The organism is Pseudovibrio sp. POLY-S9, from assembly GCF_001431305.1.
Classification (GTDB): Bacteria; Pseudomonadota; Alphaproteobacteria; order Rhizobiales; family Stappiaceae; genus Pseudovibrio.
This window is the reverse complement of sequence record NZ_LCWX01000142.1, coordinates 12,954-25,410: the sequence shown is the minus strand read 5'-3', so window position 1 is coordinate 25,410 and position 12,457 is coordinate 12,954. Positions and strand designations below refer to the sequence as shown.

Here is a 12,457-nt window from a genome sequence, read left to right as displayed (position 1 = left end):
GATCTTTTCCGGCGTCGGCCAGGATACGCCGCTTCACATGAGTGTCGAGGATGATGGTCCCGATACTGTGTTCACGGCAAATGCTTCAGATGCAGATGGAGACCCTCTCCATTTTTTTCTCGAAGGGTCTGACAAGGCCCGTTTCAACATCGACGAACAGACCGGCCAGGTAAGCTGGAAAGAAGATGTATCCTTCGAAGCACCCATGGATCTGGACGGTAACAACATCTATGAGATCACTGTAGTCGCGAAAGATAGTTCTGGCGCGGAGGCTGCTCAAAAGTTCCGCATTGAAGTCACCGAAGGCACGAGTCCGCCCACTGCACCGCCCACCATTTTCCTTAACACCCGAGAACCTGGCAGTTACCAAGTCAGCTGGACTTTCGATGAAACCTTGTATTCTTCTGAGCTAATGGGCCAAATTCAATCCACGCCTTGGGTAGAAAGTGGAGATGACGGAGAAGCTAAAGCCGCCAGTGATGGTTCCTCAGATATCTACATTGACGCCGATACTGGCGAATTGGTTCTCTCAGATCGATCCGGTTCGTCTTCAGAGGGAGACGACAATCTCGCCTGTATCAGCAAGACGTTTGATCTGACAGGCGCCCAAAGTGCCTCAATCCAACTCACATACGCAGCAGAGTTCGCAACGAACGGTCCGGCGAAATCATTCTACATTGAAGCCCTGTTGGCTGATGGGTCCGTCCACCAGATTGGCGAGATTTCCAGTCTGATCGGTCACACTCAGTCCCAGTCGATCAAACTTGATCTAAGCGATTACATCTCATCTGCGACAAAGATCCGTTTGGTTGCACCAGCGGATCTCACTGCCGCAGACACATTGAGAATTGAGGAGCTAACGGTTTCAATAGTCCAGCCAGAGCCACTGGAACAGCAACACTTTGAAGCATCCTTTCAGCTTGGAGATGACGACTTGGCAATTGCCAAGTCTGCCAAGATCGACGGAGTGCAGGATGAGATGTCGGGCCTGACTCTCAAACTCTTCAATGCGCAGGATGGTGATCATCTCAACTTCTTGGATATCGATGGCGTCTCCAGCCAGCTGGAAGACAACGGCAGCGGAGTTATGACACTCACGTTCTCTGGAATAACCGATGCTTCCACCTATCAGAATTTGTTGAACTCAATCACCTTCACAACCACATCTGAAAGCTTGCAGGCGCGTAGCCTCTCAGTCGTTGTTCACTCCGAGGGTGGGAACTCCAACCCGTCCATCACCAGTATTCAAGTTCACCCTAATCCAGATGACGGTGCCACCGATCCAAGGAACCAGATTGATGGGACAGCCGGCGACGACATTCTGAAAAGCACCGATGAAGATGATGTGATCAATGGTTTTGAAGGCAACGACCAACTGACTGCCGGAGCTGGAACCGACGAACTTACAGGTGGTGAAGGCTCTGACATCTTCTTCTTTGAGCAACTCGACGGAGCAGCAGATCACATCACAGACTTCCAGCTGAAGAGCTCCGCAGGCGGAGACCGAGACGTTATAGATCTATCCAAATTGCTCGAAGATTATAGTGATAAATCATGGGATCAACATTATCACTTTCCCGACCAGTTCATTCGCATAATAGAAAATCAAGCAGGACAATACGCAGTGCAAGTCGACTTGGATGGAAAAGATCATAACGAAGATTGGGAAACTGTCACCACAGTCGACGTCCAGGACACAACGACAAATGGAGCAACAATGAGCATCGAAGTAAAAGGCTATATGCCGGAGGTCGAGCTCCCAATTGAAAATGCATTCCCAATGTCCTAGGCAATCTTACCAAACTTGGCAGCTGCCAAGTCGAGAATTTTGAAATAAAATCACTATTCTGCTTTGGTAGAGCTTGTTCTCCCATACGGTATGACTACACTTCTTCTGACATTGCTGCAGAGGAAATTCCATGCGTTCAGATACCCCCATTCAGAAATTCGTCCATACGGGAGATCATAAGATCTGTCTTCACGAATGGGCGGGCGAAGGTCCTACATTCTTGCTTCTCCATGCCACAGGATTTCATGGTCGCGTCTGGGATTACATCATCAAGCATTTTCCCGATCGCCATGTCATAGCATGGGATATGCGCAGTCATGGCCAAAGCGACAATGCTGCCTTGCCGAAACTCTGGACTGATCTGGGAGATGATCTTTTCGCAGTGGTCGAGCAACTCGGGCTCAATCAAGTATTCGGTGTCGGCCATTCTTGTGGAGGTCATTTGTCTATCTTGGCAGCTGCCAAGTTTCCTGAGCTCTACAAAAACATTCTTCTGTTGGATCCAGTCGTGTTTCCAAAACCGCTGCTTCCGTTCTTCAAGCAAATTGCAGATCAGGACCATCCGGTTGCCCGGCGCCGAAACCAATGGGCCGATGTAAGTGAAATGTACGAGCGGTTCAAAACCCGCAAACCATACAACAGCTGGTTGCCTGAAATTTTGCAGGATTACTGCGATCACGGATTAATCGCTTCAGAGCAGGGCGAAGGATACCAACTCGCTTGTCCACCAGATGCTGAAGCCGAGGTTTATCGCACTTGTTACGGAGACCACATTTATCCGCTTCTGGATGCTGTGACTGTGCCAACGACAATTGTACGCGCACGTCGTCGGCAACCGGATGAACCCTTGCATGATTTCTCACCATCGCCCACCTGGGAGCTGCTGGCAGAGAACATGCCCAATGCAAAAGACATTTACGTTCCTGATCACACTCACTTCCTGCCAATGGAAAATCCAGCCGCCATTTTGAACATGATGGTTCAAATGGAGAGGGGAGAGCAAATCCAGTGGCAGGGTGATGGAGCGATCTTGAACGACATGTAAACACCAAGTTTGGCAGTGGACCTGAAATAGATCAGAAACTGCCAAGTCAGGGGAGGGGAATATGGGAAATTTTGAAATACACGGAGCGTTGGGCTCACCATACTCAATGAAGGTGCGTGCGGCATTCCGAGCAAAACGCATTCCACACGCATGGAAGCTCTGCGCACCTATGGGACCGAACAGCCCAACCAAGCATGTGAAGATTCCAGTCATCCCTGTCGTCAAGTATCCGGATGAGACGTGGGTGAACGATTCCACTCCGCTGCTTCTGGACTTGGAGGCAAAAGGGGAGGGGAGGTCGCTTGTTCCCGACGATCCACTGATACGGTTCGCGTGTTACCTGATTGAGGACATGGCAGACGAGTGGCTTGTGAAAGCCATGTTCCATTATCGGTGGTTTTATGAGGAAGACCGAAAGATCGTGCCGAACTGGTTGCTTTACGACGCTTGTCTTGGTCTGGATGAAAAAACCATCAAGGCAATGGGCCAGCAGTTTGGCGCGCGTCAGATCAGCCGCATGCCGAAGGTTGGATGCACACCGGAAACAGCGCCTATCATTGAAGCATCCACCAAGCGTATGCTCTCTATTTTGGAACAAGCGGTTTTGTCCAAGCAGCATTTCCTGTTTGGCGATATGGCCTCATTGGCAGATGTGGCTCTCTTCGGGCAGCTCTACCAACTTAAAGACGACCCAACCCCGTCTGCCATGTTGCAAAAGGAGTTCCCTTTCGTCTTCCGCTGGCTTGACCACATAGATGACGCCTCCGGTTTTGACGGTGACTGGATCACCGAGCTTACTCCGGCAGTCAAAGAGCTTCTTAAGATGGCAGGCGATACTTATCTACCGTTCCTGTTAGCGAACTCCAAAGCCATCGACAAAGGGGAAGCGTCCTTTACTGCAGATCTGCCAGAAGGTTTCTTTACGCAGGACATCTTCAAATACCAGAAGAAGTGCCTCGACCGGCTGCGGGATGAGTGGGCGAAGCTGACGCCTGAGCATCGTGAAACACTGAGTGAGTTCCTCATTGGAGGGACAGAGATCCTCGACGTCTCACTGGTGCAGCCCGCCTCTTAAAAATCCGACTTGGCAGCAATTGTTGGCAGCTGCCAAGTCATCCACGCCCTGCCAAACTCACCTGCTAGTGCGTTACTTTTCCCCAAAATCGGCAGAAAACTGCGATGGTGTGCATCAAAATGTATCCATCAACGGCGCTTATCCGCCCAAATTGTAACCGAGTTTGTCAGAGTTCAAGATGAGCGACAGCCGATTACAAAACTCAAATTGCTCTCTTTCAACTGATCCCCGATAGTCCCTTCAACGCAATCAAACAGTGTCTTTACCCCAAACAGACATGTTGGACGACCGAACCACCGGAGATCAGAATGAAAAGAATTGCTATCGCAAGCGCCGCTCTCGTTACTCTTTCTGGCGCAGCTTTCGCCGATGCTTTGACTTTTTACGACAGCAACGGCACCAAGACGATTATTCAGACAAACTCATTAACCGGATGCGTTGCCATTTATGACTCCGGACGCAATCCACTCCAGATCTGCCGAATGAATGCGGCGCCTGCTGCAGTTGTTGTACCAGCCCCAACCACAACAGTTGTCACTCCGGCCCCGGTTGCTGTCGCCCCCAAAGCATGGGACCGCCGTCAGGACAGAGCAACCGCGCGCCGTGTCATTCGCAGAACCGAAGCTCGTCAGGATCTTTTTGACTAAGCTTCACCTTTAAGGTTGCCTTAAATCCCAATGCTGGCAACGGTGCCCGCCTCCTAACCGAGGCGGGCATATCTTTATGAAAATGCGAGATAACCTGAATAGAATATTTCCCAATAATTTTAATGGGTTAGTGAAAGTGTAACGACCTGTCACAAGGATCGGAACGGAGACGTTCTCTTACACTAATTGGTTTGCACTTAACGCAGCGTCCACGCACTGTCTTCATGAGTTATCGACTTACAAAAAAAAGGAGCCCCCATGTTCAAGGCAATCGCTCTCTCCCTGTCTCTCCTCTTTGCAACACCTCTCATCGCCCAGGCGGATCCTGGCAAGGGTCAACGTTTGGAAATGATGGCTGAAAAGCTGCAGCTGACGGATGAGCAGAAAGAAAAAGTCCGCCCAATCATGAAGCAATCCATGGAAGAGCGCCGCGCGATCCTGAAAGATGCTGGCATTGAGCGTGGCAAGAAGCCAACCCTTTCACAACTGCGCGAAGTTCGTGGTCCAATGCAAGCGTCCAGAGAAAAGATGAATGAGCAGATGGCTCAGGTTCTCAGCGCAGAGCAGATGGAAAAGTTCAGCGCGATGCAGCAGGAAATGCGCGATAAAATGAGAAAGAAATTCAAAGAAGGCAAATAAGACAGCGCGCCAATAAAAAGGGAAGGGGAGCATATGCTCCCCTCTCATATCAACCAAGTATGGTTTCAACTTTCCGCTTCAGATCAACCATCGCTTCCCGATAAGGTCCCGGCCCAAAACTCACCCGCGAAACGCCAAGCGTTCCAAGCTTAGCGATTTCAGGCATGCCCTTCATCATGTAAGCATTCACAGGCAGTGGCACGGCGTCGCAAATCTGAGCGATCAGGTCTGGATCAGTTAAGCCCGGAATGAAGAACCCGCTGGCGCCAGCTTCGGCATAGCGCTGTCCACGCAGCACAACTTCTTCCACCAAGGCAGCATGTTTGCTGGCATCTGGTTCCTGCAAAAACAGATCAGTTCTCGCATTGACGAAAAACGGAATGCCTGCTTCATCTGCGGCACCCCGAAAGGCTGCAATCCGCGCACATTGCTCATCAATCGAGTAAAGGCCGGAGCCATGGACCTTCTGATCCTCAAAATTGACACCAACAGCACCCGTTTTGATGATCCGAGCTGCATTTTCCTTCACATCCGCAGGGCTATCTGCATAGGCGCTTTCAAAATCAAGAGAGAAGGGGACATCCACGCTTTCCGCAATGCGGCTTGCGATGATTTCAACCAGGGAAAGCGGAATTTCTTCGCCATCTCCGTAACCATGCGCCGCAGCAACTGATGCGCTTCCCGTTGCAACGGCCTTGGCACCTGCCTTTGTGGCAGCCTGAGCAGTGCCCGCATCCCATATGTTGTAGAGGACGATAGGCTCACCTTTTTTATGCAGAGCGGCGAACTGTTTTGCTTTATCAACCTGAGACATCAATAAGGCCTTTCGATCTTGCTATTTTCAATTCAACGTCAATCAATTTCTGTTTTCGCCAGAGACCGCCGCCATATCCGGTGAGGCCTCCGTCCATCCCAACCACGCGGTGGCACGGAATAACAATGGCAATCTGGTTCGCTCCATTGGCGCGGGCAACGGCGCGGGTGGAACTGGGCTTTCCCATCTGCTTCGCCAGCTGGCTGTAACTTTTGGTGGCCCCAATCGGAATTCGGCGCAGTTCGCGCCAGACAGCCTTGGTAAACTCGGTGCCATGCATCACCAGAGGCACATCAAAATCCAGTCGCTTGCCCTCAAAGAATTCGCGCAGTTCTGACGCGATCTGATCGGTCGGAGCAGTCCGGCCAAGGCCCAGATCTCCCTTTACCTGTTTGCGCAATCGGGCAAGTTCTGCAGGCAGGGCTTTTCGGTCAGCAAACTCCAGCAGATGAAGTGCGCGGTCATCGCTCACGGCAATCATCGCGCCGAGCGGAGTATCGAACCAATCCGCCTTGAGCAGACCATCGCCTTTCAACTCTGCCGGTTTACATCCCAGCAACCGGGCAAAGGCCTGCCGGAAAGCATCTGGAGACGAAAAGCCCGAGGCCAACTGCGCATCAACCACCTTGCCACCGTCGGAAAGCGTCTCAAATCCATCACGCAAACGAGAAAGACGGGCCATTTCCAGAAACGTAATCCCGAACTGGCGTTTGAAGGCGCGGCGAACGGTGGAAGGATCTAACTCAAGTTTCGCAATATCGGACTCGGACCATTTATGGTGCGGTTTGGCTTCAAACTCACACAGCAACCGGGTCACCACTTCATCGTTCTCGGCAGACGTGCCCACCGGATGGCAGCGTTTGCAAGGGCGGAACCCAGCTTCAAAGCACTCGGAAATAGTCTCGAAGAAACAACAATTCTCAAACTTTGGCTTGCGGGCAGGGCAAGTGAGGCGGCAAAACACTCCGGTTGAGCGCACACCAACATAGGCCCGACCATCAAAGTCCGGATTTCGATCAATCAGCGCCTGATAAAGCACTTTGTTATCTGGAAGTTCAAAAAGCATAGTTTCTTATAGATCCAGTTGCCCCCAATTGCGCACGGTTTTCGGGCGTCTATTAAGGACATCTGCTTTCATGTTACCTCAGCACCTGACCAAAGCTAATCAATAGCAGCATAGAGCAAAGCGCCGAATGCAGAAATTATGCAGTACCAGTCGGGCTCTAGATCAACCTAAGTTCAGGTTTGCGATGCGAACTTGCATAACGCGGGCAGGGGTGTAGATGTCCGCGATGACCTCAAACTCGGCCTCGCCGCAATCAATGAAGCCGAGCTTTTGGTAAAACTGCTTGGCTTCCTCATTCCCTTCAAGCACATAGATTCCGGCGACTTTATCCTCGGGGAATTCGGAGACAGCTTGTTTCATCAGTGCCCGGCCCAACCCTTTGCGCTGAAAGTCGCTGGCCAGATAACACGCCCAGATAAAGACCACTTCGCCGCGAAGGGCACAGGCTAAAGACCCGACGATCTTCTGCTCGCTCTTGGCAAGGTATAGATACCCGTATTCTCCAGGAACAACACCGCCCAGATCTTCGCTTTCCAGCCTGGCAACCAATTGTTTGGTCAGCTCAGTGCCCAACTCATCCTCATGGGCCTGTGTCCAGGCTGCCGCCAGAAAATCACGCAGCTCCTGCTTGTCGTCCTCCTGAAACAACGTGATCAGAGGCATTTGCGTTGTAGCTGATCCATGAGCCATGAGTTTCACATCCAATTCTAATTGCTAAGGGCAAACCACCCAACCCAGCGCTAGTTATCTGCAACAGAGGACCCGGAGGCGGCCAGACCAAACAACGTGCGATGCAAAGCCAGCTTTCCATCAATTGCCCGGTCAACACAAGCGCGGAAATATCCAGCCGGTCGTGCAATGCTTTCCGGATCGCGCAGGGCTTTCTCAACCGTGGTGATCAAAACCGCAGAAGCCGTATAATCGCCAACCCGTTTTCTCGCATCAAACCAGCCTTTTTGAGAGAGGCCAATCAGCAAACGCATGTCATCGGACGCGTCAATCAAACTGTTCCAGCTGGAAAGATCGAGCCCAATGGCAGCTTGAGTTTCTGCAGTTGCTGAACTGATCAACCCAAGGGAAACCTCAGACAGGAGAGGGGAGAACTGATCGCTTTCATGAGGATCAACATGTTCTGACCAGTTCAGACTTTCAGCTTTGCTCAGCTTTTGGCTTGTGGCACGAGTTTCGCTTTCTGGTTCCTTTTCAGGAGCCATTTCAAATCGGGTGTAACCTGATTTGCTTGTATTTATGTATGCGTCTTTAGACGCGTTCCGCTGTTGCTTACTTTTTTTCCAAGAGTCTTGAGAGGTTGTATCATTATATGGGGTGACATCGTTGTCTTCTGTGCATGACATTTCTGAGTTTCTATCAAAAAAAACATCATGTTCAGCAACATCAGTAGCCCCCTTTTCCGCGGTTGTTTCGCTCATATCAAAGCGAGCTACTAAAAGTTCATGAAGCATGGTCAATGCCTCAGCGCGGTCAACAACACCCATTGGCTGGTCCATCAGCTCATTGAATGCGGATGCTATCTCTGAGACTTCCAGTTCCTCAAGGCTGGCAAGACGGAACAGGTCTGCCATAGCTCTCGAAAGCCGGCTTATTGTACGCTTGGCTTCCTTTTCCTGGGCAAGACGGGCTGCAAACTCAGTACCAATCTGCTTTAGTTCAGTCAGACGTTGACGTGCCGGAGAGAAATCCAACCCATAGCCACGCTCAATCTGACGATCTTCACCAGCACGGTAGATGTAACGACGTCCCGTTGGGCTATCTTTGTAAGCAAGAACACCAGCTTCTACCAGCCTGCGTAACGAACGCACGACAGTACGAGAGGAGCGGCTGACATACTCAGCGAGTTTTTCATTAGAAATTGCGACAAGCGGACGGCGGTCCTGCGACCAGTCCTCTGCAGCCGTCAGGCCAATCAGAATATCGAGAATATGATAGGTGGTCCCATCAATTCCCAAAGCAGGCGCGGCCTTCTTCAAAGCCATTGCGACCTCTGATTTTGTCGTCTTCACAATGTCATTGGCCATCGCCAGTTTTTGACTGGCAACCATTGCCGGCGTCAGTTTTCTGAACGACGCCACTGAACCAACAGATTGCATAGCTACACCGTTCACCTACTAAGTCTAGTAGGTGTTCTTATGGGTCAGGACGCAAAACATCCTCCCCAAACTGAGGATAAACGGGACAAACTGGCGATTAGCATGCAGAAAGACGCTTCAACACCTTGGTGAAGGGTTGATTCGTACCGCGTCTCGAAGTAATTTGAAGATGCAAAAAAGGGTTACATCGAGCGCTATCGTTTGTTTGTACCCAAGGAATTTCGGTCTTGTTGATTGCCGTCAGCAGGACCGTTTTTCTTTGGAAGAGACGTAACTAGACCGTCATGCATCCTCCTTCAGAATTTCTTCTTCAAACTCATCCATCAGATCCGGCAGGCGGCGCTTCAAAAACGCGGCAAGTTCAGGCTGCTTTTTCGCATCCACCTGAAAGCTCAGCGCATTCGGACCATCCTTCATCAGGATCTGCTTGTCGCCAATCCAGCTCTTAGCGGCTGTGGCGATAGAACCAGTTGTGACTGCTGCCGTTGTCTCGGCAGACTTGCAGGCAGACAGGATCGCGCTGAAGCGCTCGTCACTTGCAGAAAGCTCAAAGTCAGCACTGATCATCACGGCATCAACACGGGCCTTGAATGGATCAGGCAACTGGCCGTGATTGAAATGACCAGCAAGCTCTTCCCATCTTGGACGCCCGATCTTTGGCGCAGGGCCAATCTCGCGGACAAATTCTTCTGGCAGCGCATTCATCAGCTTGAGCAGCTTGGATACGGTGGTCGCGTCCTTACCAATCGCCTTGGAAATGACCGTCTGCGGGAATGTCTTTGCCAGACGTGAAGCAAACAACGCTGTCTCGATGAAAGACAGGTTCTTCCGCTCATGGTTTTCCTGACCCTGAGCTATCAGAAGGGCTTCATCGGAAAGCTCTTTGATGATCCCGCGAACCGAGATGCCAAGGTCTTTACAGGCACGCCAACGACGGTGACCAAATGCGATCTGATAACGATCCGGCAGGTCCGGATGCGGGCGCACCAGAATAGGCACCTGTTGGCCGCTGGCAGAGATGGAGGCCTTGAGCTTCTCAAAATCCTCATCATTGGCCACGACCATACGGTCAGACACAAAGGATGGGTCAAGGTCTTCCGTGTTCAGCTCATGCGCGACACTGCCGTCCTCGATCATCTGGCGCAGCTTTTCGTTCTCCTTCTCCACGTTGGAGAAGGTGTTGCGCATTGACTTGATCGCCCCCGGAGAGACGCGTTGCTTCGTTGTCGCCGTCATGGACGGGGCAGGGCCGGGCGATTTCGCCAACTCAGCCGGATCAACACCGCCAAACATGGCACGCATCTTCTTGGAACGATCAGTTGCCTTGTTCATGGACGACCCCATACCTGTTTGATCAGTTGGAACACTTCCGTATTGGCTGCATCGACCGATTCAAGAGCACGATTGAGGGTATCGCGGGTCATGTTTCCGCGCTCAACCTCGTAAAGGCTCTTTTTTTCCAGTCCCGCATTGGCAATCGCTGTAGTCTCCACAATGGACGCCGCCAACACATCCTCACCAAAAAGACCTCGCAGAAGCGCTGCAACGTTCACCTGCGGCACATCATGGGGTGTATGGCGTGTCAGCAGGTAACGCACAAAATCGTGGCTCAGGGTGCCACCAGCCTCTTCAATCACCGCCAGCAGTTCTGAGGTCATGGAGAGGAACTGGTTCATGGACGACACGTCCAGCATCGCCGGATGCACGGTGATGACAATTCCGGTTGCTGCATAGAGCGCGCCAAGGGTGAGATACCCCAGCTGTGGCGGCGCATCGATAAGCACAACATCATAATCATCTTCCACCTCCTTCAGGACGGTCGCCATGCGGCGGAAGAACATGCCATCGCCGCGCGAAAGCCCCTGAGCAATTGCTTGCGGGGTTTCGTGCTCATATTCCATCAGTTCCAGGTTACCGGGGACAAGATCGAGTCCATCAAAGTAAGTTTTGCGGATAACATGGCTGAGTGGAACGCGCTCCTCGTCGTCATAACGAATCGCAGCATAAAGCGTCTGGTTCTCGTCAACATCGAACTCTGGCTGATACCCGAACATGGCAGACAAGGAGGCCTGCGGATCAAGGTCGATGGCGAGCACACGCAGGCCCTGAAGCGCAAGATAGTGCGCTAAATGGACAGTTGTGGTGGTCTTTGCAGAGCCGCCTTTGAAGTTGGCGACGGCCAGAACCTGCATCTTCTCGCCATGACGGCGGCGCGGGTCCAGACGCAGGGCATCTGCAGGGCGTTTTTCAGCCAGATAACGACGTAATTCGTTGATCTGAGGAAGGGTATAAATGCGTCTGCCGTTATCCAGCCTTTCGGGGATAACTGCTTCGCCGTTGAGTGAAAGCTGGCGCAAACTGGATTCGGCAACGCCGAGCAGGCCTGCAACCTCGCGCGAAGAGAACGTCTTCAGCTTCTTCATAGCTTCAGGCGGATACATCTTCTCCCTTAAGGATTGCAGTTGCCGTGACAACAAGTCAGAATGGCGTGCAATCTTCTCAGCAGAAGTTTCATCATGTTCAGCAGCGAGCAGCATATTGCCTCTTAACCTCTATGACGGTTTTGAAGTTCAGAGCGAAAATAATCCGTCACAGCGCATCCTTCTCCGTTTCAAAACGCGCGTCAATATCTTTATAGTTAACGAGTATTAACCAATATTAAGAGATCGTTAAGATTCTTTCCGTTGTCCTTGTACTGCGGAACCGGAGAACTACCAGATATTGCGTAAACCACCGATTTTACAGCAACATTTCCATAATAAGACAGAACAATCTTATTAAGAAACGTCACTTTCGCCAAGTCAACAAAAAAACCAGGGCATGACGGTTTATGTGCAAAAATCGATGAAATACCGATTTGACAGTTCGAACCTTCCTCTCAACCGGCAGTGTACACGTGAATCAGTCATAGATTCGCACTGAGTCGTAAAGCCCCCAAGTACACGCAAAAACCTAAACCATTAGAGCTTTCCCAAGTTCCGCAAGGCTTTGGCGAGAACCTGTCTTGTATGGTCCGGCCCAACCGGTTTCGTCCTGTTTTGTCCTGATTTCCAGCTGATCTTGGGGGGCCTGTGGTTTCCGCTGTCAAACTTCATCTTTATCGTGTGTCCAGTTCAAGCAATGAAGTGGTCTTTTCCAAAGGTGCCCTTCAAAAAATCGGCGCCACAACCGGTGAACACCTGTCCTTTAAAATAGGTGCCTGTCACCGATTTTCTGCCAAAACGGCAATCAACACCGAGCGCAGGTCAGCCCTTGGCCTGCCAGCAGATGTGTT

At 51.3% G+C, this 12,457-nt stretch carries 11 protein-coding genes and 1 pseudogene; 6 read left to right on the top strand and 6 right to left on the bottom strand.

What is annotated here, in order from left to right:
* The 5 genes from PPL9_RS33270 to PPL9_RS12125 form a co-directional block, all read left to right on the top strand.
* Nucleotides 1–1,789 (top strand): cadherin domain-containing protein (locus tag PPL9_RS33270; protein ID WP_208989333.1); only part of this gene is annotated, 1,789 nt, incomplete at its 5' end.
* Between the two features lie 130 nt (nucleotides 1,790–1,919).
* Nucleotides 1,920–2,834 (top strand): alpha/beta hydrolase, encoded by a 915-nt coding sequence (locus PPL9_RS12140; RefSeq protein ID WP_057462937.1) that lies wholly within the window; start codon nucleotides 1,920–1,922, stop codon nucleotides 2,832–2,834.
* 61 nt (nucleotides 2,835–2,895) lie between these two features.
* Entirely contained in the window at nucleotides 2,896–3,909 is a 1,014-nt protein-coding gene (locus PPL9_RS12135) for a glutathione S-transferase family protein (protein ID WP_057462936.1), read from the top strand.
* Nucleotides 3,910–4,217: 308 nt separating this feature from the next.
* On the top strand, nucleotides 4,218–4,556 hold the full coding sequence (locus tag PPL9_RS12130; protein WP_057462935.1) for a hypothetical protein: 339 nt from the start codon (nucleotides 4,218–4,220) through the stop codon (nucleotides 4,554–4,556).
* Between the two features lie 258 nt (nucleotides 4,557–4,814).
* Nucleotides 4,815–5,195 carry an LTXXQ motif family protein gene (locus PPL9_RS12125; protein WP_057462934.1) on the top strand — a complete coding sequence of 127 codons (381 nt, stop codon included), beginning with the start codon at nucleotides 4,815–4,817 and terminating at the stop codon, nucleotides 5,193–5,195.
* 49 nt (nucleotides 5,196–5,244) lie between these two features.
* Here the strand turns inward: PPL9_RS12125 and PPL9_RS12120 are convergent, their stop codons facing one another.
* The 6 genes from PPL9_RS12120 to repA form a co-directional block, all read right to left on the bottom strand.
* A complete protein-coding gene (locus PPL9_RS12120) occupies nucleotides 5,245–6,009 on the bottom strand; it encodes an isocitrate lyase/phosphoenolpyruvate mutase family protein (protein ID WP_057462933.1) in 765 nt (254 codons plus the stop codon).
* Nucleotides 5,996–7,075, bottom strand: a complete 1,080-nt coding sequence (locus tag PPL9_RS12115) for a trifunctional transcriptional activator/DNA repair protein Ada/methylated-DNA--[protein]-cysteine S-methyltransferase (protein ID WP_057462932.1) — start codon at nucleotides 7,073–7,075, stop codon at nucleotides 5,996–5,998. The genes PPL9_RS12120 and PPL9_RS12115 overlap by 14 nt, the downstream gene beginning before the upstream one ends.
* A gap of 162 nt (nucleotides 7,076–7,237) precedes the next feature.
* Complete coding sequence (locus tag PPL9_RS12110; RefSeq protein ID WP_057462931.1) at nucleotides 7,238–7,765, bottom strand: GNAT family N-acetyltransferase; 528 nt, start codon at nucleotides 7,763–7,765, stop codon at nucleotides 7,238–7,240.
* Between the two features lie 50 nt (nucleotides 7,766–7,815).
* Nucleotides 7,816–9,183: a plasmid replication protein RepC gene (gene repC, locus PPL9_RS12105; RefSeq protein WP_057462930.1), complete on the bottom strand. Its 1,368-nt coding sequence runs from the start codon at nucleotides 9,181–9,183 to the stop codon at nucleotides 7,816–7,818.
* A gap of 282 nt (nucleotides 9,184–9,465) precedes the next feature.
* Nucleotides 9,466–10,515, bottom strand: coding sequence for a plasmid partitioning protein RepB (gene repB, locus PPL9_RS12100; protein ID WP_057462929.1), 1,050 nt, complete (start codon nucleotides 10,513–10,515; stop codon nucleotides 9,466–9,468).
* Nucleotides 10,512–11,720, bottom strand: a complete 1,209-nt coding sequence (gene repA / locus PPL9_RS12095) for a plasmid partitioning protein RepA (RefSeq protein ID WP_057462928.1) — start codon at nucleotides 11,718–11,720, stop codon at nucleotides 10,512–10,514. Before repA ends, repB begins: the two co-directional genes overlap by 4 nt.
* Before the next feature lie 534 nt (nucleotides 11,721–12,254).
* Here repA and PPL9_RS33265 point away from each other — a divergent pair.
* Nucleotides 12,255–12,457: pseudogene (locus tag PPL9_RS33265) on the top strand (YheC/YheD family protein); the annotation flags it as partial.

Bases quoted from the DNA above. Each gene is read 5' to 3' on its own strand.
- PPL9_RS12125 (WP_057462934.1), top strand. From the start codon at position 4,815: ATGTTCAAGGCAATCGCTCTCTCCCTGTCTCTCCTCTTTGCAACACCT.
- repC (WP_057462930.1), bottom strand. From the start codon at position 9,183: ATGCAATCTGTTGGTTCAGTGGCGTCGTTCAGAAAACTGACGCCGGCA.
- PPL9_RS12135 (WP_057462936.1), top strand. From the start codon at position 2,896: ATGGGAAATTTTGAAATACACGGAGCGTTGGGCTCACCATACTCAATG.
- repA (WP_057462928.1), bottom strand. From the start codon at position 11,720: ATGCTGCTCGCTGCTGAACATGATGAAACTTCTGCTGAGAAGATTGCA.
- PPL9_RS12140 (WP_057462937.1), top strand. From the start codon at position 1,920: ATGCGTTCAGATACCCCCATTCAGAAATTCGTCCATACGGGAGATCAT.
- PPL9_RS12120 (WP_057462933.1), bottom strand. From the start codon at position 6,009: ATGTCTCAGGTTGATAAAGCAAAACAGTTCGCCGCTCTGCATAAAAAA.
- PPL9_RS12115 (WP_057462932.1), bottom strand. From the start codon at position 7,075: ATGCTTTTTGAACTTCCAGATAACAAAGTGCTTTATCAGGCGCTGATT.
- PPL9_RS12130 (WP_057462935.1), top strand. From the start codon at position 4,218: ATGAAAAGAATTGCTATCGCAAGCGCCGCTCTCGTTACTCTTTCTGGC.
- PPL9_RS12110 (WP_057462931.1), bottom strand. From the start codon at position 7,765: ATGGCTCATGGATCAGCTACAACGCAAATGCCTCTGATCACGTTGTTT.
- repB (WP_057462929.1), bottom strand. From the start codon at position 10,515: ATGAACAAGGCAACTGATCGTTCCAAGAAGATGCGTGCCATGTTTGGC.